The following is a 23,146-nucleotide window of genomic DNA, read 5'->3' as shown; positions in this document are numbered from 1 at the left end:
CCGCCCCAGCTCATTGGTTCGGCGTCAGTACCGACGGGCGCCCGCGTAGGGCATCGACGACATCGGCGACATGATCACGCCGGTCCCATAGGTGGACGCGTGGATGACCTTGTCGTCACCGGCATAGAGCGCCGAGTGGCTGCCGCCGTAGAAGGACACCACATCACCGAGCTCCAACTCGTCCCGGGCAACCGGGGTTCCCGAGGACAGCTGCTCATAGCTGGTGCGCGGCACCTTCACACCGGCCTGCCGGTAGGACCACTGCACCAGCCCGGAGCAGTCGAAGGCATCCGGCCCCGTCGCGCCCATGCTGTATCCGGTGCCGACCTTGCCGCGTGCCGCCTCGACGGCGATCGCGCCGTGGGTGCGTTCCGGCGACACCGCTGGTCCCGGTGTCGCAACAGGCGGCTTGACGCCGAGAACACCGGTGAGGAATGCGAGTTCGTTGCGGAACATGTCTGCGGGGAAAGTTATCCCCGTTCCCGGAATCGTCGCGAGTGCCGGAGGCTCAGCACCTGGAACCACGGCAGGCACCGGAGCCGATCGGTCACCCCACGGGATCGCAAGGGGCAGCGAGCGCTCCGCCCCCGGACCCACCGACCGGTCCGTACCCGGTATCGCGAGCGGAGCCGACCGCTCCAATCCGAGCACCCCGATGGGTATAGAAATTTCCGTACCCGGAATAGCCAGCGGAATCGAAAATTCCTTCCCGCGGACCTCGACAGGCGCGATCCCCGGGACATCGACGGGATTCTCGACCGCGGGGATCACGGGGAGCGGCAACCGCTCGATTCCCAGCGCCCGCAGCGGCACCGCGAACCCGGGAACCGAAACAGTCAGCGGCGCAGAAAGCTCCTCGCCCTGCACCGCAGCAGGCGCGGCGCGAGAAGGAGCAGCGCGATTCTCAACCGCGGGATTCAGCGGAAGCGCCGACCGCTCGACCCCCGAGGCCCGCATGGGCATCGCGAGTCCGGGCACTGGAACAGTCAGCGGCGCGGAAAGCTCCTTACCCAGCGTCGCAACAGGCGCGGTGTCCAAAGGAGCAACCTCAATAGCGGGAATCAGCGGAAGCACCGAACGTGCGATGCCCAAAGCCCGCATGCGCACCGCGAACCCGGGACCCGGAAGCGGAGCCGAAAGCTCCTTGCCCTGCACCGCAACAGGCGCGAGCCCCGAAGGAGCGATCTCAATGGCGGGCATCAGCGAAAGCGGCAACCGCTCGACACCCACAGCCCGCAGCGGCACCGCGAACCCAGGACCCGAAACAGTCAGCGGCGCAGAAAGCTCCTTACCCAGCGTCGCAACAGGCGCGGCCTCCAAAGGAGCAACCTCAATAGCAGGAATCAGCGGAAACGCCGAACGCTCGACACCCACAGCCCGCAGCGGCACCGCGAACCCACGATCCGAAACAGTCAGCGGCGCAGAAAGCTCCTTACCCAGCGTCGCAACGGGCGCGGCCTCCAAAGGAGCAACCTCAATAGCAGGAATCAGCGGAAACGCCGAACGCTCGACACCCAAAGCCCGCATAGGCACCGTGAGCCCGAGCCCCCGAAGCGGAGCCGCAAGTTCCTTGCTCTGCACCGCAACAGGCGCGGGCCCCGAAGGAGCGATCTCGATAGCAGAAGCCAGTGGAAGTGCCGAACGCTCGATATTCAAAAATGCAAGAGGCGTCGAAAACTTCGCGCCCGGAATTGTTGGTGGAATAGAAAGTTCATCGGCCGGGACCCCGAGCGGCATATCGAGTTCCGCACCGGGCACCGCGGGTGGCGCCGAAAGTTCCTTCCCCGGAACTTCAGCCGGCGCTATTTCCGAAGGCGCGACGGAATCCGCTACCGCGGGAATCGGTGTGGGCAACGCTCGCCCATCCGTCGGGACCTCTGTGCCGGGAATCGAAAACTGATCCGGGACTTCGAATGTTCCAACCCCCGGAACGGTCAGCGGTTGCGCTGACGCCTGACCTCCTGCGAGCAGTGTCGCGGCGATTGCCGCACCTGCGATGAGTCCCGCGCCGACGGCCCATGGGAGCACGCGCCGCAGGAAACGAGAATATCGACCCTCCGTAGTTGATGCCATGATCCGGTCCTCCGATGCTCGTATCGAAGTTCCTGGCTGGCCGTGCGACGCCGAACTGCATTGGCGTGTGGGACTTCACCAAGACCTCGAATGAATTCGAAAACCATCACGGTGATCTGTCGTCCAGCGGATCCGATCGCCATATTTCGCGCAATAATCACCAATTCCGCGACACGACACGCGCATTAACGATAACGAAAGTGTAACTAAAATGAAATGCCTCGTCGCGGAACCGCTTCCGCGACGAGGCATTCCGGCACACCGAATTGGCTCAGGCGATGATCTGCTCCTCGATCTGCTCGGCGAGAGTCCGCAGTTTCGCAGCGAATTCGCGCGCCGCCGCCGGATCATTGTTCGAGCTCTTGACAACTCGTCGCGTCAGCGCGGCGAACCGCGACTCCACCGCGGCGAACAGATCGACGGCCCGCTCATTCGATCGCTCGCGCAAATCTCCGCGCAGCCACGCCTGCAGTAATTCGACCACCTCATCCTTGTCGAACCGCTCGGGCAGCAGCGCGACGGCCTCGCGAAGCTTGCCCGCGGTGACCTTCATATCCTCGGCAGCGGCAATCGTGGTGTACACCGTGACCGCCGCATCGTCGCCGTGCTGGGCGGCCACCGGCAACAGTTCTCGAACCTGCCCCTCATTGATGGCGGGCGCGACCGGATGCAATTTGGCGGCGAGCGGCCAGGCCCGAATCAGCTTGTGGGCGTATGACCGCTGCATATCCCAGCGCTGCTCCACATACTCGTCGAAGTTCGCATACCGATCTCGGTAGAGCCGACCGTCGCGAACTATTTGCAGTGCCCGTCCGGCCGACCAGAAGGCGACCCGCAGGCCGTCGATCGAGGATTCGCAGGTCGTCAACTGCGCCTGCTCGCGCTCGTCGAGCGGGCCATCCGGCGCGGTTTCGTTCGGCGTTGGCAGCGGCATCGTCAAAACATTCGCCTCGGCCGGCGGCGCGATCACCTCCAGCGACGCCGTGCTCAGCGGGACCGTTCGCCACTGGGCATCCCGCAGCGGGGATACCGGGGGCGTGTGCTCGGCGCTATCGGCCAACGGATTCGCGCCGCCGATCGAGCCCTTACCGATGGAACCCTTCCTACGTTGCGGAGGCATCAGGCGGGTACCTCCACCGCGACCCGGTACGGACTCACCAGCTCCTCGCCGACCTGCCGATATTCACCGAGATCCATGATCGGATTCTCGGCGCCCTCACCGACCTCCCCGTCGGCGGCCTCGCGATACCACTTCCACGCGCTCAAATAGGATTCGAAGACGTCATAGCCCGCATCCTCCAGATTTCGGCGCTGCGTACGGTATTCGGTCGAGACGTTCATGCCGTTCTTCATCGTCACCGGAACCTTGGTCATCAGTACCCGTACCCGGATCTCGCGGCCGCTATCGGCCGCTGCCTCCTCGGCCGCCTTATAGGTACTCGGCACCCGCTTGACCTCCGAGGGGCTGACGCTGGTCAACAGAATCAGCTCATCGGTCTGCGGGATCGCGGCCTTGAATATCTCGGCCGACTCACCACCGGCATCGATGATGATCACGTCGAATTTCCCGGCATTGTCGGTAATGCAGTCGTCGACATGTCGCGACGGGAACGCGATCAGGTTGAACGGCACTTCGATCCCGCCCTTACGCAGGCGCCGGTACCAGGAATATCCGGTCTGACTGAGCGGATCGGCGTCGATGACGAGCACACGCAATTCGTGGACCTGTGCGAAATATGCGGCCAAGAAAAACGCTGATGTCGTCTTACCGACGCCGCCTTTGAGATTTCCGAGCGTTATAACCAACGGCTCGGGTAGTTCCAGTGGCGCAACAGAATTCTTCATGGACAATCCTCCGGGGGTGAGGAGTGCAGAACTGTGGCGGTCCTAAGTTTCGCATAGTGAAGATGAATTACCGCTGATTGCGGACCCGCCATTTACGCGCGCGCGTGCGTTGTGCGCGATTTGGGCGGCGAAGCTGTGTCCAATTGGACACACCCGGCCACACCGGCGCGCCCCATCGAACGGGAAGACAGGTGATATGCCCCTTGACCGGATATTGCCGACGCCGGAGGCCTGCGATCCGATCGAGCTCACCCGCGAAATCGTCGACAGCGTCTCCATACTCGCGTGGTCGAATCCGAGAGGGTGGGTACCGGATCAATGGTTCGAAGGCGTGAACCAGTATGGCGGCCGCACCCTGTTCGCCAGGAACTGCGAGGGTCGCGCGGCATCTCCTGTTCCTGGTAGCCAGCGGAGGTCTGAGTTTCGGTAAGGTCGATGAGGAGAATCGGCCTGCGTGAATGCCGCCGCCTGTTTACCCATCAATTGACTGAAAGCATTGAGGGACAACGACTTTCGGTCACATACAGCGCTTGGACTCAGGTCGCCTCGGCCTCGCGCAGCGCGCCATCGACAATGCCCGCTATGCCCAGCAACGAAGGGCCTTCGCCCGCCACATCATCGACCATCAGGGCCTCGGTTTCGTACTCGCCGATATCGCCGCCGCGCTGGATTCGGCGCGCGACCTACCTCGACGCCGCATGCCGGACTCCCCTACTCACGTCAGGCCGGTGTCGCCCAACTGATCGCCACCGCCGCCGCGATGAAAGTCACCGCCGATGCAGTGCAGGTCTTCGGCGGCTACGGCAACACGCGCGACTTCCCGGTGGCGTTATGCGCGAGGCCGAGGCCGAGGCAGATCTTCGAGGGCACCAATCAGATCCAACGTCTGGTCATCGCCCGCCAGCTCGCCGGACAATAGACAAGGCGGGACACCGCCCGCCGCCAAGCTCAGCCCAGTCTCCGCAATCCACCAGTAAACTCGGTGATGACCTGCACCGATGACGAAGGGGCGCGAGCGATGCTGTGGGTACTGATCGGCGTTGTGATCCTGCTCGCGGCGGCCTACGTCATCTATCAGACGCAGCAGACCAGACAGCGCGCGGCACGCGAGTTCGATGATGCGGCCGCCGACGCCAGGCAGATGATCGAACGGCTCGCAGGTCAGGTCTACAACCTCAGCGGTAGCAACGAGGCGGCGAAGCAGGCACTCGCCGACGCCTCGGAGCGACACATCGCGGCCGGATCACAGATCGAGCAGGCGCGCACGCCCGCCCAGGCGCGGCTGGCGAAGCAGACCGCGGTCGAGGGCATGTACTACATCCGCGCGGCGCGCACCGCGATGTTGATGGATCCGGGCCCGGCGATTCCGGCGCTGGACGGTCAGGACACCGCCGGGCGGGTCACCGAGAAGCGCGTCGTCGAATACGAGGGCCGCGAAGTCGCCGCATCGCCGAATCCCTCCACGGAGACGCCGAATTACTATCCGGGCGGGCGCGTCGCCGGGCGGCCGGTGCCCGCGGGCTGGTATTCCGAGCCGTGGTGGCGGCCCGCATTGCTCGGCGGCGCTTGGGGTTTGGGGTCGGCACTGCTGTTCTCCTCACTGTTCTCCGGAATGTCCGGGGTGGGGTATGACGTGCAGGGATTCGAAAGTGGTTACGGCGAGGGGTATCAGGACGCGCTCGACGCGCCGGGTGGGGATCAGGGTTACGACTCAGCGGATCAGGGCGGGTACTCCGACGATCAAGGTGGGTACGACTCCGGCGGGGGGTACGACGGTGGGGGCTTCGACGGCGGCGGGTTCGATGGGGGCGGGTTCGACGGCGGTTTCTGATGCACTGAGCGGCACGAGTCGCTCCCCGAGCACAACAACCGACCCTTATTGTCTGAGACAGCTTTGTCTCGCGAGCGATCCCGAACAGGGAACAACTTTCGCAAGCCGGACCCCAGAAACCGACCTCACACCAGGGGCCGATGCCTGACGGAGGTCGGCTCCGCACCAGAGGCGGCTGCGGGGTCGACAGCTCCGGAGTCCGGCGCGCTTCTCGTCGCCACACCTCGGAAGCCGACCCACGACCGGGATCGACCACCCCGACATGCCTGCCGATCCGATAGAACAGACCCGCGCCACCAACAGTCTCAGACAGATGCCCTATCCCCGTTAACCCCAACCGATCTCGACCCCGATGACGCCCCCGACCAAATCGATGCGGCCCCCTCGCCCCCGACCCGGTAGACTCCCCGACGTCCCGATCGGTGCCCCGGCACCACCAGTTAAGCCCTCGTAGCTCAGGGGATAGAGCACCGCTCTCCTAAAGCGGGTGTCGCAGGTTCGAATCCTGCCGAGGGCACTTACCCTGCGAAACGTCTCCGCAGTTCAGCGGGTTTTCTTTAACTGCACATCGCTTTCGGATTGCCAACAGAACGAAAAGCGCAGGTCAATCGGTCGCCCGTGCGAATCTCCCAGGAAACACAAAACATGGGCAATCGGTCCGACAACTCGCCGGCGCGGCGGGAGAACCCGGGAGGTGGTCCGGCCGTCCGAAACTCGAAAGCTCCAGCGCCGTTCCTCCGCAGGGCGGTCGCAGCATGACGATCTCGGTGGCAGTGCCAGCCATGCCGATCACCGTGTCCAGGAACTCGCCTTCGACGGCAATCTCTGATCGGCCGAAGAGGACGGCCCACCATGACGGCGGGTATTCATGTGTGATCCCTTCGGAGTGGAGACGATCAGTCCGACACCCGGTGTGCCGCCACGGCGAGTGGTCTCAGGCGACCGGCCGCGTCTCCTCGGCCCAGCTGGCGAGTAACCGCAAAGCGGTGTGCGAGGGTGAGCCTTCCTCGACCGTGTGCGCGATCAGTGCTTGGTCCGGATCGTCGGGCAGGCGCAGGGTTTCGAAGCCGAGGTCCACTTCGCCGACCACCGGGTGCCGGTAGACGTACCGGCCGTGGGTCTTGTCCTTCAGGTGGTGCTCTGCCCACGCTGGCCGGAATTCCGCGCTGGCCGCCGACAGTTCGTCGAGCAGGGCCGCCGTTTCCGGGTCGTCCGGGTGCCGCCCGGCGTCGAGCCGGAGGTAGGCGGCCACGTCGCGGGTCTTTTGCGGCCAGTCGGCGTAGAGGCTGCGCATGCCCTCGTCCAGGTACACCAGGCGGGCCAGGTTTCGCTGCGTGGGTGGCAGTGCGCCGAAGTCGGTGATCAGCGCGGCGGCGAGGTGGCCATCGCCTGGGTGCTGGCCTGGCCGGGTATCACCGGAGCCATCGTCGGTGCACGCAGATCAGACCAGGTCGACGGCTGGATCGGCGCGGACTCGGTGACGCTGACACCGTCGGACCTGGCCGAGATCGCCGCCGCGATCACCGCATCCGGCGCGGGCGCCGGCCCCGCTCAGCCGTGAAAACCCCTACCGCACAGGAGATCACCATGTCATTGACCGTCATCGCCGAGTGCCTGGCCGCGCCCGGGCAGGAGGACCGGCTTCGCACCGCGCTGGAGGCGATGATCGAGCCTTCGCTGGAGGAGCCCGGCTGCCTGGCCTACCGGCCCTACCTCGACCCCAACCACGCAGGCCGGATGGTGATCGTCGAGCAGTGGACCGGCGCGCAGGCACTCGCCGAACACTTCACCTCCGCGCACTTCCGACACGTGCAGCAGGTGCTCGAATTCGTGCTCGCCGAGCCGATGACCATCCGCGAACTCGTCACCGCCCCACCGGGTGAACGGTCGAGAACCCGGCAGCGGAACACCGAGCGGCTCTTCCCCGGGTGATGAGTTCGGGTTCCTGGCGTTCTTCATGGCATCCGAAGTCCCATCGCGAGCGCATCGCAAAAGTATCAACCTGGCCGACAATGCTGACCGCATGTCCGACCACATGCTCGAGTTGCCGCTGATCGAGCCGGAGACGACGGCCGACGCCACCCGCACTCTCTTCGACACCGCCCAAACCATGTTCGGGATCACGCCCAATCTCGCAAAGGTGCTGGCGCACAGTCCGGCCGCGATGCGCGGGTATCTCGCTCTTGCCGGCTCACTGCGCGGTGACAGCGCGCTGGAGGCGGCGACCCGGACGCGCGTTGGCCTGCTGCTGGCACAGGAGCACCGATGCGATTACGTACTATCGGCCCACAGCTTTCTCGCCTCGCGGGTGGCCGGACTGAGCGAGGACGCAGTGGCCGACGCACGATTCGGCACAGCGTCGGATCCGAAGCAGGCCGCGATCCTGGCCTGGGCGACGGCACTGGTCCGCCGCGGCGGGGCGGTCACCGACCAGGAGCTGGCCGCGGCCCGAGCCATGCTGTCGGTGGCAGAACTCGTCGATGTGGTGGCCGAGATTGCGCTCGGAGTGTTCGACTCCTATTTGTCGCTCGCTGGGCGGGTGCCGATCGACTGGCCGCGGGTGCGCCATACCGATCCGGCTGGCGAGCAGCGATGATGCCGGGTTCGGGCGCTGGTGTTCCCACCCGGCCCGTCGTTGTCGGCGGTACGTCGGTCGGCATGAGGAGCAGTGTCGGGTGATGGGTCCATGCCTTCCTGCCATCGACGACGTTGCGGCGGCCGCCGATCGCATCAAAGGGATCCTCCGACCGCTGACAGTGATCGACGCAGATGCGGATCTCGTCCCGGACGCCGAGATCGTTCTGGCCCTGGAATTCCTGCAGCACACCGGTTCCTTCAAGGCCCGGGGTGCGGCGAACCTGGTGGTTGCTCTGGTGCAGGCGCGACGAATGCCGGCCGCCGGCATCGTCTCGGCCACCGGCGGCAACGCAGACATCGGATTCGCCTGGGCGGCCCAGCGGCTCGGTATTCCCGCGACGGTGTTCCTCGATCGTTCGACTCCCTCGGCCAGGGTCGAACGGCTGCGCAGCCTCGGCGCCGAGGTGCACGTGGCGGGTGCGACCAAAGCGGATACGTTGCAGGTCGCCCGGCGATTCCAGGAGCAAACCGGGGCCATCGACGCCTATACCCACGACGACACCCTCACCTGTGCAGGCGCAGGCACCATCCTGCTCGAACTCGCTGCCGCCCGCCCGATGCTGGACACTGTCGTCTGCGCAGTCGGCGCCGGCGGCATGTTCTCCGGTATCGCCGCCGTCGCCGACACCTTGGGTATCCGGCTGGTCGGAGCCGAACCAGAGGGCAGCCAGGCGCTGCACGCTGCGCTGGCCGCAGACGCCGTCTTGGAGGTGGATATCGATTCCATCGCCGCGGAATCCCTGGGCGCGCCCCGAGTGTCACCCGCCGCCCTGGCGTGGGCCAAGACCACCGACGCCCGTTCGGTTGTCGTGGACGACGGCGCAATCGTTCACGCGCGCCTGCAGTTGTGGCAACGCCACCGCATCGCCGTCGAATACGGTTCGGCGGTGGGCCTGGCGGCCGTGCTCACCGGCGCCTACCGGCCCCGGCCCGCGGAGCGGATCGGAATCGTCTTGTGCGGGGCCAATACCGATCCCGCCGACCTGATCGACAACTGACCGAAGGTCGGTGACGATCCCTGCCAGCTCGGTGACCGGATCTGCCGCCGTCCTCGCGCTCGGCCGCTTTCTGCCGTTCAATTTCGGTCATCACAGTGTGTCCCTGACCTGCAGGGACTTCAGGAGAGGCGAAGCAGTGACCGAATTTGTGGAGTTGACCGGTGGCCGGATCGCCTACGACACGCTCGGGGACGGGCCGCTCGTGCTATTGGCACACGGCATGGGCGACCATCGCCAGGTGTACCGGGCCGTCGTACCGCGGCTGGCTGCGGCAGGCTACCGGGTTGTCAATATGGACATTCGCGGGCATGGCCAGTCGTCTATGGACTGGGTGTCGCAGACCGGGCGGGCAGTCATCAGCCGGACCGATGTAGCGCGGGATCTGGTCGGGGTGATCGAGCACTTCGGCGGTCCGGCGGTGATCATCGGGCATTCGATTTCCGGGGGCGCGGCGACGATCGCTGCCGCCACCGCACCGGAGCTGGTCGCGGGCATCGTGCAGATAAACCCTTTCACCCTGGCCCAAAAGTTCAGCGTGCCGGGTTTCTGCAGGGTTCGCCGGTATCGGCAGGGGATGCTGCGGCTCGGCATGACCGCAACGGGAAGCCTGCGATGGTGGCTGCGCTACCTCGACGTGGCCTACCCGACCAAGCCGGCCGACCACGCAGAGTACACGGCGGCATTGGCTGCCACGCTGCGCGAGCCAGGGCGGATGGCGGAATTCATGAAGGTCGAGTCCCGGCCGACCGACGCGCACGCTCAGCTGCCCAATGTCGCCTGCCCAGCGCTGGTGATCATGGGCACCTCGGACCCGGATTTCGTCGATCCGACGGCCGAGGGCGAAGCGGTCATCTCCGCCATGCCGCCGGGTATCGGGCAGCTCGCGACCATCGCCGGCGGCCACTACCTTCATGCTGAAAAGCCCGACGCCACAGCAGAACTCATTGTCAACTTTCTCGCGACCCGGGTGGCGGAAAACCGAGTCGGCTGACGACATGTCCCCCTCGGGCTGCCGGCTCGCATACCCGGCACACCGCCCTCTAAGCGGATACCCGCCCTGCACTTCGGCGTCGGAAAGTTCGGAGGGCCGTCATAATGTCGGCGTGCTTACTCGGACGGTCGTGTTTGTCGTCTACGACGGTTTCCAGCTGCTCGACCTGGCGGGTCCGCTTGATGTGTTCGCTACGGCCAACCATGCAGTGGGCGGTCCGGCCTATCGACTGATCACGGCGTCACCGGGCGGTCGGACGATCGAACTCGCGGGCGGGGTGAGCTTCGCTGTCGACCGAGCATTGGAGGAGGTTGCTGCGACCACCGAGGTGATCGACACCCTGCTCGTGGTCGGGGGGTTCGGGGCATTCGTGCCGGAGACGTCGTCGGAGGTGGCACAGCAACTGCCCGCACTCGCGCGGAGGTCCCAGCGAATCACCTCGGTGTGCGCGGGCGCGTTGGTGCTGGCCGCAGCAGGGCTGCTGAACGGGTACCGAGCCACCACGCACTGGGGGGCGGGTGATCATCTGGCCCGCGCATTTCCGCTGGTAAGAGTGGAGGTGGACCGGATTTTCGTCCACGACCGCAATCGGTGGACGTCGGCCGGGGTCAGTGCGGGAATCGATATGGCGCTGGCTTTGGTGGACGCCGATCTCGGCGCCGAGATCGCGCAGCTCATCGCCCGCCAACTGGTCATTTACGTCCATCGAGCGGGCGGGCAGGAACAGTTCAGCGCGCAGCTGCGCAGCCAGCCCGCCCGGACACCATCGATCCGGGCAGTACAGCAATGGCTGCCCGACCACCTGACCGGGGATCTGACAATCGCAGCGCTGGCCACCCGAGCGGGGATGAGCGAACGCACCTTTGCGCGGACCTTCCGCGCCGAGACCGGTACCACTCCAGCACATTTCATCGAGACCCTGCGGCTGGAGGCCGCTCGCCGATTGCTCGAGAGCACCGACCTCACCGTCGACGCGATTGCCCGCACGGTCGGCTACAAGCACGGCAAGACACTGCACCGGTTGATCGCCCGGCGGCTGTCCACCACCCCCGACGCTTACCGACAGCAGATTGCCTCCACCACTGCCACGCATCCCCAGCTCAACCCTGCGTGAGCAGAATTATCCAGCCGACGGGACCCTCATGTGTCCCGATTGCGACCTGTACCAAGGGTTTTCGGAGCGCACGAGTCGCAATCGGGGAGCATGAGTTACTGCTTGACACGCGCATCGCTCGCGTCGGCTCGGAATCTTCCACACGATATCCGCCGACGCTGCGGCGTTCGTGTCAGCGGCCAGCCGTTCCATCGGATCCGGTGCCCGGCGTCGTGAGCGAACTGTTCCCAGAACGCGCCCTGCGTCCCGGCCCATCGCCCCTCCGGAACGGACACAGCGCATTGATCTCATCGCAACCCATGCAGGTACATTTCTCGATTCTCGGACCCGTCGAGATCACTGTCGACGGGCAAGCCACGGCTTTGGCTCCTCGCCACCGCGGAGTGCTCACCTACCTGCTCCTCAACGACGGCAGAGTCTGCACCATCGATCGGCTCGTCGACGCCGTCTGGGGACTCGATGCGCCCGTCACCGCCCGCGCACAGATCCACGCCGCCCTCACCGCGATCCGACGGGTCCTGCGCAACACCGACGCCGCGTCGGTCATCGAAACCCGGGCCGCCGGGTACGTTGCACATCCGACGCCGGATCAGTTCGACCTCGCCGAGTTCACCGGTCACGTCGCCGCCGCCACACGCGAGGCGGATACTCACGCCGCTGCCGCGAAATTGCGCACGGGACTGGCGCTGTGGCGAGGGGACGCTCTGGCCGATCTGACTGCCGATTATGTGGCCGGTGCCCGCGCCCGGTTGCACGAGCAGCGGCTCAGCGCGTTCGAGCGACTGATGGACCTGGAGTTGTCGCTAGGCAGTCACGAACTCCTGCTGGATGAACTGATCGCAGCGCTGGCCGAGAACCCGTTGCGGGAACGGCTCGCCGGCCAGTTGATGCTTGCGCTGTATCGGTCCGGACGGCAGAGCGACGCGCTGGCCACGGCCCGCTCACTGAGAAACACACTCGTCGAACGGCACGGGCTGGACCCGGGATCGTCATTTTCCGAGCTGGAACAGGCGATCCTGCGCGACGATCCCAGGTTGCGGTTGCCCGCGAACCACACCGACGCGGAACCTGTCGAGTCTCATCGACCGGCCACGTCGTCTCCCACCCCGCCGCCGTCGCCGAATCCTCCGCCGCGCCGAACGAACTTCCTGCCCTACGACATTCCCGATTTCGCGGGCCGGGAAGCCGAACTGAATCGGCTCGGCGCCGCCCCCTGCGGCTCGGGCGGTGTCGTCGCTGTCGACGGTATGGCCGGGGTCGGCAAGACCGCGCTGGCCGTCCATGTCGCTCACCGCCTCACCGACCGGTACCCCGACGGCCAGTTGTTCGTCGATCTGCAGGCATACGCGGCCGATGGCGCCGCGCTCGCTCCGGCCGCCGCACTGGAAATACTGTTGCGCCAGATCGGAATCCCGCCCAATCGCATCCCGGCCGACGAGAGCGATCGGGGCGCGCTGTGGCGCACCGAGCTGATCGGTCGCCGAATCGTCACCGTGCTCGACAACGCCGCAGACACCAACCATATTCGTCCGCTGCTGCCTGCCGCCACCGACAGCCTGATACTGATCACCAGCCGCCGACGGCTGGTCGATCTCGATGGCGCACAGGCTGTTTCAATGCAGGTACTGCCACCCCGCGATGCCGTGGCACTGTTCGAGCAGATCGTCGGTGAACGAGCCGCTGCGCAGCCGGTGGCGGCACTCGATGTGCTGCAGCTGTGCGGATTTCTGCCACTGGCGGTACGGATCGCGGCAGCCCGACTGCTGCACCGCCCGCAATGGACCGTGTCTTACCTGGCGGAACGGCTACGCGACGAGCGCCGGCGCCTCGCCGAGTTGTCAACCTCCGAACGCGGCGTCGCCGCGGCCTTCGCGCTGTCCTACAGTCAACTCACCTCCGGCCAGCAGCGCATGTTCCGGCTGCTCGGCCTGCTCCCCGGCCGCGACGTCGACCCGGCCGCGGCGGCCGCCCTGGCTGGCCTGCCCTGCTCCGACGACGCCGAACTGGTGCTCGAGGGTCTGTTGGATGTGCATGCCGCCACACAGCAGGAACCCGGGCGTTATCTGTTGCATGATCTGCTGCGCGCCTATGCGGCCGCGATCGTAGCGGCCGACGAGTCCGACATTGCGCGCGACGATTCGCTGTCCCAGCTACTCGACCATTATCTGCATACCGCCCGGGCCGCGGTGGATCTGCGGTTCCGCCACAGCGCCGCCGACCGCAGTCCATTGCCGCCCGCCACCGTCACGATCACTGCTTTCGAGGACCCGGACGCCGCGGCAGCGTGGTTGCATGCCGAACGCGACAATCTCATCGCAGCCACCCTCCATGCCGCAGATCACGATCGGCTGGCTTATGCACGCGATATGGCCGCAACGCTGCGGCCCTATCTGGACGGATACTCACACCATGCCGACGCGGTCCGGCTGCACGCGGTCGCACTGGCGGCCAACCGCAGGCTCGCCGATGGGTCCGGTGAGGCGCGGGCGCTGACCGACCTCGGCTGGACTTGCTGGAGGCAGGGCGAATACCCGGACGCGACACAGTATTCGGAGCAGGCATTGACCGCGGCCCGGACGAGCGGGGATCGCTTCGAGGAAGCACGCGCCCACAACACACTCGGCAACATTTGCTGGCGGCAACGCGACCTTGCCGAGGCGTACGGCCATTTCCAGACCGCGCTCCGGCTCACCCGCGAGATCGGTAATCGCAGCGGCGAGGCCCATGTCCTCGGCAGTCTCGCGCTGGTTCTCGACGAGAGCCAGTATCCCCAGGCCCGCGACCATCTCGATCGGGCGCTGGTGCTGCACCGCCAGGCGGACAACCAGCTGGGAGAAGCCTTGGTGCTCGACAAGCTCGGCACACTGTGCCGCCGACACGGAATGCTCGACGAGGCCCACCGCTATCACCGCCAGGCGGTCGAGCTGTTCGGCTCGCTCGGCAATCGCAGCGACATGGCGGCCGCGCTGAACGGGCTGGGCGAGACCGTCCGTGCCTGCGACGATGCCGCACAGGCGATCCGCGATCACTCCGCCGCGCTCGAACTCGCGACGGAGACGGGCAACACGCCCGCGCTCGCCGGCGCCCATGATGGGCTGGCGCGAGCCCATCACCTTCGCGGCCAGTTGGACCTGGCTCGCAGGCAGGCCGCGCTCGCATTGAATCTGTTCGAGACACTCGGCCTACCGGAGGCCGGCGACGTGGCGGAATTTCTGGCCGGACTGCCGTAGCCGTCCCCGAGCGACTCATCGACGATGCAGGCGCGTCGCCGGTCCCATCGCGGCCACATCGCAGAAGTATCAACCCGGCGGCCGACGCTGTCCTGGTGCATTTACGCAACAGGAGTAAACATCAATGACCATCGCCGCGAAACTTTCTTCTCGCGCACTGCAATTGGCGAAATGGGTGCCCGCAGCCGCCGTGCTGACCGAGACCGCGGTCGGTTCCTACTGGGACCTGGCCCGCACCCCCTACGTCCGTGAGGTGTTCAGCGAACTCGGGTATCCGATGTATTTCGCGACCATCCTCGGCGCGGCCAAGGTCGCGGTGCTGGTCGCGCTCCTCACGCCCGGCCACCCGCGCACGAAAGAATGGGCCTACGCCGGATTGTTTTTCGTTTACGGCGGGGCCGCGGCCTCACACCTGGCCGTCGGTGACAGCCCGGACAAGTGGGGCGGGCCACTGCTGTTCGCCGCCTTCACCGTCGCCACCCGCGCGGCGCTGCCCACCGGCGTCGCCATCACACAGTCCGCATCGCTGAACAAACTCGGTGCTCTCCAGCACCGACCGCAGCATGCCTGAGCCACACCGAACCTGATATCAGGAGAAAGGAAATCATCATGTCAACCAATGCGAACACCACACAGGAGCTGACCGGCTCGCGGCTGCCCAACCCACAACAACTCGTTCCGGAAATGGGCGACGTCGCCAAGGCACTGTTCAAGGCCACCGGCAACGGCTCGGTCCCGCGGACCACGATCGGCCTGATCCAGTTGCGCGCCGGACAGATCGTCGGAAGCACCTATTTGGTGCTGCAGCAGGCAGGCGGCTTGCGTAAGGCAGGCGAGTCCGAAGAACGCATCGCGGCCGTGGTGACCTGGCAGGACGCCCCCTACTTCACCGACGCCGAACGCGCCGCGCTCGCCCTGGTCGAGGCTGTCCTGCAACCGTCGCCCGAGGGCCCGCGGGTGTCCGACGAGCTGTACACGCAGGCCAGTGCCCACTACGACGACAAGGCATTGGCCACCCTGGCGATGGCAATTGGGCAGGTGAACTTCTTCGTCCCGGTGGCCGTCATCGGCAAGCCGATCCCCGGCGTATCGCCCGCAGCACAGTGGACACCTGTTGCGGGACAGTAAATCCCGCGCCCGACGGGACGCGGTCGCAATGCCGATGGGCACGGCGACCGCGCTTTCCCGGCTTACGCTGGGCATCTCGCGCCCAGCGTAAGCCGCGACTTTACGGCTCCCCGCTTAACGCTGTCGGCCATGCTCGACCCCACGACTGTCTCTCCCAACCTCACTGCCCGAGGCCGCATCCCCTCGATCCTCCGTTTCAGCACCGAACTGATCGCCTGGATCGCTACCCCCTGGGCGCTGGCCGACTATTCGGTCATACTCGCCATCGCCGCCGTGGTCCTACTCATCGGCTTGCCCACCCTCTTCTCCACGCCGGGCGACAAGAAACAAACCCTCGTCCCGGTCCCGGGCACAGTCACGATCGGCCTTGTCGTACTCCAACTCTCGGCAGCCCTGATCAGCCCCTGGCTCTCGTGGCACCCCTGGCTCGCCATCCTGGTCACCGCACTAACACTCGTCACGGTGCTAGCCGAGCTCCCGCGCTGGCGGTGGTTGCTCAATGCGCCCGGCCGCGCCCACCGCGGCTGACAGAAAAATGCAGCTACCGTGCATCGCGTTCGCAGAAGGTCACGAGTGACCTAGAAACCACTGCTCGTCCCCGTTCTCATCTTCGATTAACTCTGCCGTAGGCACTCTGGATGAGAACGGTCTGCCGGTCCGTACATACTGACCACTATCGTCGGACCGGATACACGCCTACGATGACCAGGCGTTTCCCAGCTGCCCATGTTGTGCGTGCCCTGCCGAGGGCACATCATTTCCCCAGGTCAGCTCGGCATTTTCCGAAGGTCGACCACTTCTGCGTCGCCTTGAGTACGCAGAGAGTACGCAGTAGCGAAGTTGGTTCGCGCCGAGTTCAATCTGTTCGCCACTTCGTCGAGATCGTCGTCGAACAGATCGGCGTAGTTATCCAGGGTTGCTCGCTCGGGCCGGTTCGGTGTCGGGGGCGGGTAGCGGTCGAGGTCGTCGTTCAACCGCGCCGCGATCACTTCATAGGCGAGGTGTTCGTCGTGTCGCAGCTGGAAGATCCGCACGACCGCCGGTGCGCGTTCGAGGTCCACGACGAGTCGGGATTTGGTGCGTCCCTCTTCTCATTTGGCCCGCGACCGGGTGCGGGGCTCGCTCGTTGAGGTCGCCGTAGAGGGGTTTGCCGATGTTCCAGCCTTGTATGGTGTGTTCGCAGTAGCCCTCCCAGGACTGTTCGAGAGTGTGGCGCAGGAACCATTCGGCCACACCTTGTTTCATGCGCCGCACCAGGATCTGGGTGGCGCGTTTCTCCGACAGCGAGATCGGCCCCTCATTTGCGGCGAACAGCGGCACGCCCACGGTTTCCAACTCGTGTTCGAGCTGAGTGGACTGATGAGTCCACCGCGCGGCGCGTTCGATCTCCTCCACCACCACCGCTCGAACCGGCGATTGGGGTGGCGTGCTTCGGCCAGCAGGTCGGCCAATCCCCCGTCGCGGGGAAATCGGGATGTCGAACGCCTCGTGCGCGTTGCCGCGATCACCGCAGCGACGTTGTAACCGCGTGCGGTGTTGATCAGCCGCGCTACCGGGTCGTCCACTTTCGATGGGTCTCGAACCACCATCCGCACCAGCTGATAGCCCAGAGCGGCAGCACATTCCGACACGCACATCTCGTTCATCACCCGCTCACCCAGTGCGCTGTTCACGTACCCGATCGCACGTGGCGGCCCCACGGAGCGGCGGCGATTGCCGAATATGGATTCGTCATCGCTGCCCTTTCTCAATACCTCGCAGCATTCGGGAAATACACGGTCGCATGCGTGTCGGCCCGTGACACCTGCGTGACGGTCCGACAGCCGCCCGGTTGATGGGTAGCGCTGAACTGGGCGTTTTCGCTGACCGGACTTGCCCATCGTGATGGGGTAATCCGAGGGCCGTGACGGTTCCGGGTGTGGAGGACTGGGATGGGTGGGAGTTCCTTCGAGGCAACGCAATTCGACCTCGCCGATGAATCAGCCCACGACACCCCAGGCGCGTGGCCGGTAGATGGCCGCTGTCGGCAAAAAGCTATGGACCACACTGGGTTCGGTGACGCAGGCACGATTCTGGTCGGCCCACCGGACACACTGGCACGGAACGCGATCTGGCGAGGATATCTCGGCCCCGCCACGAAGCCATCGACCTCGACCGTTTGGTCTGCGCCACAGCGCAATTCACCCCCGCCGATATCAAATACGCGGCCGTGCAGGCGCACAGTCCGCGTTCAGACGCGCAATGCGCGAGTACACGCGAACCCACGACCACCGAGGACTACCTGACTGCGGTCGCCGATACCCGCCCGACCCTGACACCGGAAATCCTGAGCGCGTTCGAGCAGGACCAGCAAGGCCTGCACCCGACTGTGAGAAGTCGACATCAGGCAGCCAATTCAGCTGTTGCTCAATTTGTTTCGATGGTTCCGGTCAGCCGGGGCGGGGACCCGCTGTGTAGGTCGGGCCCGGAATTTCACCGGTCCACACTTGACACACACCAGCGCGGGCACGATCGTCCTCGTCGCGGGCGGCCTGATCATCATCGCGATCAGCGGCTGCCTCGACGGCCTCGGGGGTCCGGGAAGGCCGGGGGTTGAAACTCCTCCCGGCCACTCGCTACAGCACCTTTCGCTGTCTCCCGGTACACAATGCCGGAAAACGGTGAATTGCCCAGGCTAGGCAGTACCACCCCCACCCGTTTCTGGCGAGCCTTCGGGGACGTCCCCGCCACCGCCGGGGCCTTCCTCGTTGGGGCCTTGCTCGCCAGGTCCCTGCTCACCCGGTCCGCCCCTACCCGGTCCACCCGGAATACCGCCACCGGGAATCGGAATGGGGATGGGGATAGTTGTCACCGGCGTTGTTGGCGGTGCAGTTGTCGTTGTCGTTGTCGGCGGCGCTGTAGTCGTGGACGTCGGTGGGATAGTGCAGTTGGGTCGGGTGATCCTGTTGTTGTCCAGGCTGACCTGGCCGTTCCGTGCCAACAGCCGTCCCTCCACGATGGTTCCGCTCTGCGCCGAGATCGAGGTCAACGCCATGATGGTTCCGACGAAGGTGGTGTTGGTGCCCAATGTCGCGGAGCTACCCACCTGCCAGAAGACGTTGCACGGTGAGGCCCCGTTGATGAGGGCGACCGTGCTGTTCGATGCCGTGATCAACGTAGATCCCGCTTGGAAGATCCAGACCGAGTTGGGATCATTTTGCCCATCGAGGGTGACTGTCCCGGTTAGGCCCATGGGGCCCGCCGTGTTGTACACCCCCGCGACCAGTGTTTGGCCGCCGAGATCAGGGGGAGCGGCGGTGGCAGGACCGCGACCCGCAGCATCGTTATATGCCGTAGTCAGATCCGTTTGCGCGTGCAACGCCACCGCGTCGGCAGCGTGGAAGGTTCCCGTTCCGTGCGTAATAAGTCCCGGCGGGAACCCGGTAATCGCACTCCCCGGGCTGACCCCCACATCGGAGATGATCGTAGGCCCCGTGTTGGTGACCATCTGGCCCGCCAGTACCGCAAAGGACGCGGCCGTTCCCAACCCGACAGGGGGCTGGGCCGCTGACGCGACCCCATTGAAGATCAGCAGGACTGTGGCGGTCACAACCGTCACCGCAGCGATGATCAATCGTCCGACCGGACGCGCCCGGGGCGAGTTGGACGCCAATGTCACTGGTTTCCCTTCGCCGTTGAACGGCACACGTGTGAATGTCACTGTGCGTCTTCGATGCAGCTCGGGTACGTGGATGGGTCGGTCATGATTTGCCCATCGCTGTTATAGCAGCGTCCAAACCGCCCTGACCACGCCGATAAATCGAAGCCAGAAATTAACCCATCCAGGGTCGCGCGACTTACGAAGTACCTTTCGATGCCGATGTAGTGGGGCGGGGGCGATGCTCGCGTCAGTTTGCTTGCTACTGAATCGGTGTCACGGTCGAGTCTCGCCACGGGAGTATCAGCGGTTCGCAAAACAATGCGCGATCCCTCTTCTGGCGGGCGACCACGCAAGCACCCTCGAGGCCCGTCTTCGGGGGAACACCAATCACCAAACAGGAAGAGGTTAAACAAACATGGGTCTCCTCAGCGGTCTGCTGCCGATCGTGGGCAACCTTCTCACCGGTGTCGTCAGCGTTTTGGTCCACTCGCTGCTCTGACACGAATGTTTGGTTGCGGTCCGACCCCCGACATCTCGAAACAGTCGGTCGGGGGTCGGGCCGCAACCAATTCACTACGCCCCGATACATAGGTGATCAACCGACCGAGAGGCTGTTCGAATGATCCTCCAGCCCGTAATCAACGTCGTCACAGGACTTCTCGCCGTCGTGGGAGACACACTCCATTTTCTGACCGGCGGGCTGCTCTAGGGGGCAATGACAATCCGGCGGGATGAACGTGAAGTACGGCAAGTCCAAGTAGAAGCTCGAGTCTGTGAGAGGTCGGATCGTAGTGTCGAGGAAGATAGCTCGAGCACTCGCCGTAACCGGCGTGTGTGCAGTCGTCGCAACGACCGGCGCCGCCGTCGCCGAACCCGCGACCGCTGCTCCGGAATTCGATCCGACCGACTGCCCGGCCCTATACACCCTCGGGGTTCAGGGCACAGGGCAGTCCTCTTTCAGCGCATCGCCCACCGTCGACACCGGCTTGCTGTCGGGCGTTTTCGCGCCATTGCTGGCCAGCATTTCGAAGCCCGGAGCGATCGATCGCGCATACGTGCCCTATCCCGCGGCGTTCGGCGGGATCGTGCCCGGCGCTGCCACGTCGCCGTACGCACAATCCGTCTCCGCCGGACTCGACGAGTTGCGCAGCATGGCCCGCGCGATCAGCGCTAGATGCGAGAACACCAGCCTGGCTTTGCTGGGGTATTCACAAGGGGCGCACGTTGTTTCGCTGTTCCTGCGGGAAGTAGGGCTCGGATACGGTGTGGTGACACCGGACAAGATAGCCGGCGCCGCACTCTTCGGCGACCCGACCCGCGACCCGGGGGCACCAGTGTTCCCCGGCGCGCCGGGACAGCGCATCCCCGCCCCCGCGCCCGGCATCGACCGAACAGCATTAGCGGGGCTGCCACCAGTTGCACAGGCGATGCCAGCGGGCGGTGGTATCGGACCGCAACAAGACATTGCGGCAGACTTCGGCGCGCTCACCGGACGCGTGGCCTCGCTATGCATTGCAGAAGACCTCGCCTGCGATGCGCCCGCCGGCACACCGATACTGCACGCGTTGACGAACATCATCGGCCAGGCACTGCTCTCCCCACTCGACCCATTCACCGCACTGTCCTCGATCATTCAAGCCGTTGTCGCGACAACCGTGAAGACCGCCGCCGCCGTGGTCAGCCAGGACGTGGATGGCAATACGGTTGAAACCCTGACGCTGACGTCCGAAAGGACGCTCAGTCAGCGCCTTGCCGAAGCCTCGGACCCGCGGGTACCGGTTTATGGTCCCGACGCGCAGGCAGCATTGCTCAAAGTGGCTACAGTCACGCTCAATATTTTGCTCGCCGTAGTAGGCGTGACACTCGAACCGAGCGAAGTCACCGAAATTCTCAGCGTGGGCGAGAATCAACCTTTGGACGGCATTGCCCTCCTTACGGAAAAAGTTACTGGCCCGCGATTCCCATCGGAGCCGATCGAACCCGTCGGGAACTTGGTGACACAAGCGTTCGACGCGGTCGCCTTTGCCGTCGCAGACAACGCCGCGCTCCTCGAACCCGCAACGTGGGCGAGATATCAGGATGTTGTCGCACGCCACGGCGCCTACACATGGGAATCCGTCACCGAAACCGGCCAAACGCCAACCCAATTCGTCGCGGACTGGTTTGCAGCGCTGGCACGCAGTCTCGCCACTCGGACAGGCTCCGCCGCCAACGCCAAGGCTTCCGCCGCACCGAGTGTTCCCAGTCAGCCTATTGATCCACATCAGGCCGTAGCACCAGACGATGCATCTCCACCGGCGATCCAGGCCTCCGAACCAACTACGGCCGAATCCACGCTCCTACATCGCGCACCGCGAAAAGACATGTCGGCATCCGTTACCGCTGACGCTGATATCACAATGTGGGATTGCCTGTGGATGCTCCTGATGTTCCTGGTTTCGTGGCGACTGCTTCGATATCGGCTCGCCGCTGGCGATGCCGTCGGTGCCCGATCCAACTTTCTTGCCGGGTCCACGAACTCGGCCTCGAACAGCGCCAGCTGGGGTTGGAGCGCGCCGCCGATAGTCGCAGCAGTCGGAGCCATATCGCTTATCGCGGTGTCGGTGCGCGAACTCCCGTATCTGTAGGGGATACCGATAAATCGCCATTTTGCGGTTGCTGCGGGTTGGCGCAGGCCGTCCCCGTTCTCATGTTCGACATGCCCCGCCCCGGGCGCGCCATAAAGTTGGGGCCGATTAACCAACGCCCGCAGGGAATCGCGATCCCTCAGACGGGATACGTACCCACGATGACCAGGCGTTTCTCAGTTGCCCATGTTTGTGTGTCGAGCCGAGTACCAGTACCTGCGATTTTCGCTGAAATCGGCATCGCCACAACCGAATTCAATGGCATGACCACTACACCTTCGCTCCTTCTCGAGTTCCTGACCGCTGCCGCCAGGAACACTGGCAGGACTTCTCCTGATGGCCGGCCGCAGTCCCCCGACCTACGGTCGCTGGCTACATCGAAGTTCCGCGAGGTCCTGATCTCGCATACGAGTTCTTGAAGGTCGAGTGGCGGGCCATCCAGCACTACGGTGTCGAGTTCGGCGGGTACTCATTCGAGCGATTTGCTTCGAAGTGTCGACATAGGCGACGGATCTCGCCGGCGGCCATCGGGACCCTCCGCTGCGGCTGCGCGGCCTGTACTGGTGATGGCGGCGACAAGGTGACGTTGAGAAGAGGCCGTTGGCTCAGTATACGGCCAGGTGGCCGAATGACCCGGAACCGCCGCGGCGCGTGTAACCCCGCGATCTGATCGGCTCGTTACCGAGTCGCGGCCGCGCGGATGGAACGGTAGGCGAGCAGGTGGGTCAGGAATAGATGGGACTTCTTGTCCCGCAGTGCATACAGCGTGGCGGTGTCGGTGGCGCGACCGGGCGTAGGCGGAAGGCCCAGCTCGTCGAACAGCACCACCTGCAGTTCCCGCTCGGAATCGAGATCAACTGTCCTGCCGATCACGTCATAAGCTGCGGCGCGGAACTGGTCCGCCGTGTCGAGCAGATGCTCGCGGCTTTCTGCGCTGGCGATGATGCCGAGCTTGCCGAAGTCGAGCAACGCCGAATCATCGAAGGCCCGAAAGGAGTCGGTCATGACCTTCATTCGTTGCCGACAGCGCGC

Annotated in this window: 19 protein-coding genes, 1 tRNA gene and 1 pseudogene; 14 read left to right on the top strand and 7 right to left on the bottom strand. The window is 65.0% G+C overall.

Annotation, left to right across the window (positions count from 1 at the left end; genetic code table 11):
* Positions 1-24: 24 nt before the first annotated feature.
* From ACQP2U_RS03910 to ACQP2U_RS03900, 3 genes are all read right to left on the bottom strand, one after another.
* The gene (locus ACQP2U_RS03910) at positions 25-1,464 is read right to left on the bottom strand and encodes a C40 family peptidase (protein ID WP_433713431.1); all 1,440 of its coding nucleotides are present in this window, start codon (positions 1,462-1,464) and stop codon (positions 25-27) included.
* Between the two features lie 880 nt (positions 1,465-2,344).
* Complete coding sequence (locus ACQP2U_RS03905) at positions 2,345-3,193, bottom strand: hypothetical protein (RefSeq protein WP_433713430.1); 849 nt, start codon at positions 3,191-3,193, stop codon at positions 2,345-2,347.
* Positions 3,193-3,918 (bottom strand): ParA family protein, encoded by a 726-nt coding sequence (locus tag ACQP2U_RS03900; protein ID WP_433713429.1) that lies wholly within the window; start codon positions 3,916-3,918, stop codon positions 3,193-3,195. The genes ACQP2U_RS03905 and ACQP2U_RS03900 overlap by 1 nt, the downstream gene beginning before the upstream one ends.
* A gap of 299 nt (positions 3,919-4,217) precedes the next feature.
* On the opposite strand from ACQP2U_RS03900, the pseudogene ACQP2U_RS03895 reads away from it, so the two are divergent.
* From ACQP2U_RS03895 to ACQP2U_RS03885, 3 genes and pseudogenes are all read left to right on the top strand, one after another.
* Positions 4,218-4,837: pseudogene (locus ACQP2U_RS03895) on the top strand (acyl-CoA dehydrogenase family protein); the annotation flags it as partial.
* Positions 4,838-4,903: 66 nt separating this feature from the next.
* Positions 4,904-5,749: a DUF1542 domain-containing protein gene (locus ACQP2U_RS03890; RefSeq protein ID WP_433713428.1), complete on the top strand. Its 846-nt coding sequence runs from the start codon at positions 4,904-4,906 to the stop codon at positions 5,747-5,749.
* Positions 5,750-6,193: 444 nt separating this feature from the next.
* A tRNA-Arg gene (locus ACQP2U_RS03885) sits at positions 6,194-6,266 on the top strand.
* A gap of 417 nt (positions 6,267-6,683) precedes the next feature.
* On the opposite strand, the gene ACQP2U_RS03880 is transcribed toward ACQP2U_RS03885, so the two are convergent.
* Positions 6,684-7,073: a hypothetical protein gene (locus ACQP2U_RS03880; RefSeq protein ID WP_433716361.1), complete on the bottom strand. Its 390-nt coding sequence runs from the start codon at positions 7,071-7,073 to the stop codon at positions 6,684-6,686.
* Positions 7,074-7,127: 54 nt separating this feature from the next.
* Here ACQP2U_RS03880 and ACQP2U_RS03875 point away from each other — a divergent pair, with 54 nt between their 5' ends.
* The 10 genes from ACQP2U_RS03875 (at position 7,128) to ACQP2U_RS03830 (ending at position 16,375) form a co-directional block, all read left to right on the top strand.
* Positions 7,128-7,310, top strand: coding sequence for a hypothetical protein (locus ACQP2U_RS03875; RefSeq protein WP_433713426.1), 183 nt, complete (start codon positions 7,128-7,130; stop codon positions 7,308-7,310).
* A 26-nt stretch (positions 7,311-7,336) separates the two neighbouring features.
* The gene (locus tag ACQP2U_RS03870; protein ID WP_433713425.1) at positions 7,337-7,681 is read left to right on the top strand and encodes a putative quinol monooxygenase; all 345 of its coding nucleotides are present in this window, start codon (positions 7,337-7,339) and stop codon (positions 7,679-7,681) included.
* Between the two features lie 91 nt (positions 7,682-7,772).
* Complete coding sequence (locus ACQP2U_RS03865) at positions 7,773-8,345, top strand: carboxymuconolactone decarboxylase family protein (RefSeq protein WP_433713423.1); 573 nt, start codon at positions 7,773-7,775, stop codon at positions 8,343-8,345.
* An 82-nt stretch (positions 8,346-8,427) separates the two neighbouring features.
* Positions 8,428-9,384, top strand: a complete 957-nt coding sequence (locus tag ACQP2U_RS03860) for a pyridoxal-phosphate dependent enzyme (RefSeq protein ID WP_433716360.1) — start codon at positions 8,428-8,430, stop codon at positions 9,382-9,384.
* A 136-nt stretch (positions 9,385-9,520) separates the two neighbouring features.
* Positions 9,521-10,375 (top strand): alpha/beta fold hydrolase, encoded by an 855-nt coding sequence (locus ACQP2U_RS03855; protein ID WP_433713422.1) that lies wholly within the window; start codon positions 9,521-9,523, stop codon positions 10,373-10,375.
* Positions 10,376-10,487: 112 nt separating this feature from the next.
* Entirely contained in the window at positions 10,488-11,489 is a 1,002-nt protein-coding gene (locus tag ACQP2U_RS03850; RefSeq protein WP_433713421.1) for a GlxA family transcriptional regulator, read from the top strand.
* Between the two features lie 299 nt (positions 11,490-11,788).
* Entirely contained in the window at positions 11,789-14,719 is a 2,931-nt protein-coding gene (locus ACQP2U_RS03845; RefSeq protein ID WP_433713420.1) for a BTAD domain-containing putative transcriptional regulator, read from the top strand.
* A 124-nt stretch (positions 14,720-14,843) separates the two neighbouring features.
* On the top strand, positions 14,844-15,290 hold the full coding sequence (locus ACQP2U_RS03840; protein WP_433713419.1) for a DoxX family protein: 447 nt from the start codon (positions 14,844-14,846) through the stop codon (positions 15,288-15,290).
* 38 nt (positions 15,291-15,328) lie between these two features.
* A complete protein-coding gene (locus tag ACQP2U_RS03835; protein WP_433713418.1) occupies positions 15,329-15,847 on the top strand; it encodes a carboxymuconolactone decarboxylase family protein in 519 nt (172 codons plus the stop codon).
* Positions 15,848-15,976: 129 nt separating this feature from the next.
* The gene (locus ACQP2U_RS03830) at positions 15,977-16,375 is read left to right on the top strand and encodes a hypothetical protein (RefSeq protein WP_433713417.1); all 399 of its coding nucleotides are present in this window, start codon (positions 15,977-15,979) and stop codon (positions 16,373-16,375) included.
* 239 nt (positions 16,376-16,614) lie between these two features.
* On the opposite strand, the gene ACQP2U_RS03825 is transcribed toward ACQP2U_RS03830, so the two are convergent.
* Entirely contained in the window at positions 16,615-16,908 is a 294-nt protein-coding gene (locus tag ACQP2U_RS03825) for a hypothetical protein (RefSeq protein ID WP_433713416.1), read from the bottom strand.
* A 1,613-nt stretch (positions 16,909-18,521) separates the two neighbouring features.
* Positions 18,522-19,547: an ice-binding family protein gene (locus ACQP2U_RS03820; RefSeq protein WP_433713415.1), complete on the bottom strand. Its 1,026-nt coding sequence runs from the start codon at positions 19,545-19,547 to the stop codon at positions 18,522-18,524.
* A 713-nt stretch (positions 19,548-20,260) separates the two neighbouring features.
* On the opposite strand from ACQP2U_RS03820, the gene ACQP2U_RS03815 reads away from it, so the two are divergent.
* Positions 20,261-22,114 (top strand): cutinase family protein, encoded by a 1,854-nt coding sequence (locus ACQP2U_RS03815; protein ID WP_433713414.1) that lies wholly within the window; start codon positions 20,261-20,263, stop codon positions 22,112-22,114.
* A gap of 678 nt (positions 22,115-22,792) precedes the next feature.
* On the opposite strand, the gene ACQP2U_RS03810 is transcribed toward ACQP2U_RS03815, so the two are convergent.
* Positions 22,793-23,119: a hypothetical protein gene (locus ACQP2U_RS03810; protein ID WP_433713413.1), complete on the bottom strand. Its 327-nt coding sequence runs from the start codon at positions 23,117-23,119 to the stop codon at positions 22,793-22,795.
* Positions 23,120-23,146: the final 27 nt, after the last annotated feature.

The organism is Nocardia sp. CA-084685 (assembly GCF_050955785.1).
GTDB lineage: Bacteria > Actinomycetota > Actinomycetes > Mycobacteriales > Mycobacteriaceae > Nocardia.
Note: the sequence above shows the minus strand (reverse complement) of the source record. Positions and strands in the feature narration are given on the sequence as shown.

Bases quoted from the DNA above. Each gene is read 5' to 3' on its own strand.
- ACQP2U_RS03870 (WP_433713425.1), top strand. From the start codon at position 7,337: ATGTCATTGACCGTCATCGCCGAGTGCCTGGCCGCGCCCGGGCAGGAG.
- ACQP2U_RS03830 (WP_433713417.1), top strand. From the start codon at position 15,977: ATGCTCGACCCCACGACTGTCTCTCCCAACCTCACTGCCCGAGGCCGC.
- ACQP2U_RS03860 (WP_433716360.1), top strand. From the start codon at position 8,428: ATGGGTCCATGCCTTCCTGCCATCGACGACGTTGCGGCGGCCGCCGAT.
- ACQP2U_RS03840 (WP_433713419.1), top strand. From the start codon at position 14,844: ATGACCATCGCCGCGAAACTTTCTTCTCGCGCACTGCAATTGGCGAAA.
- ACQP2U_RS03845 (WP_433713420.1), top strand. From the start codon at position 11,789: ATGCAGGTACATTTCTCGATTCTCGGACCCGTCGAGATCACTGTCGAC.
- ACQP2U_RS03890 (WP_433713428.1), top strand. From the start codon at position 4,904: ATGACCTGCACCGATGACGAAGGGGCGCGAGCGATGCTGTGGGTACTG.
- ACQP2U_RS03835 (WP_433713418.1), top strand. From the start codon at position 15,329: ATGTCAACCAATGCGAACACCACACAGGAGCTGACCGGCTCGCGGCTG.
- ACQP2U_RS03810 (WP_433713413.1), bottom strand. From the start codon at position 23,119: ATGACCGACTCCTTTCGGGCCTTCGATGATTCGGCGTTGCTCGACTTC.
- ACQP2U_RS03905 (WP_433713430.1), bottom strand. From the start codon at position 3,193: ATGCCTCCGCAACGTAGGAAGGGTTCCATCGGTAAGGGCTCGATCGGC.
- ACQP2U_RS03900 (WP_433713429.1), bottom strand. From the start codon at position 3,918: ATGAAGAATTCTGTTGCGCCACTGGAACTACCCGAGCCGTTGGTTATA.
- ACQP2U_RS03865 (WP_433713423.1), top strand. From the start codon at position 7,773: ATGTCCGACCACATGCTCGAGTTGCCGCTGATCGAGCCGGAGACGACG.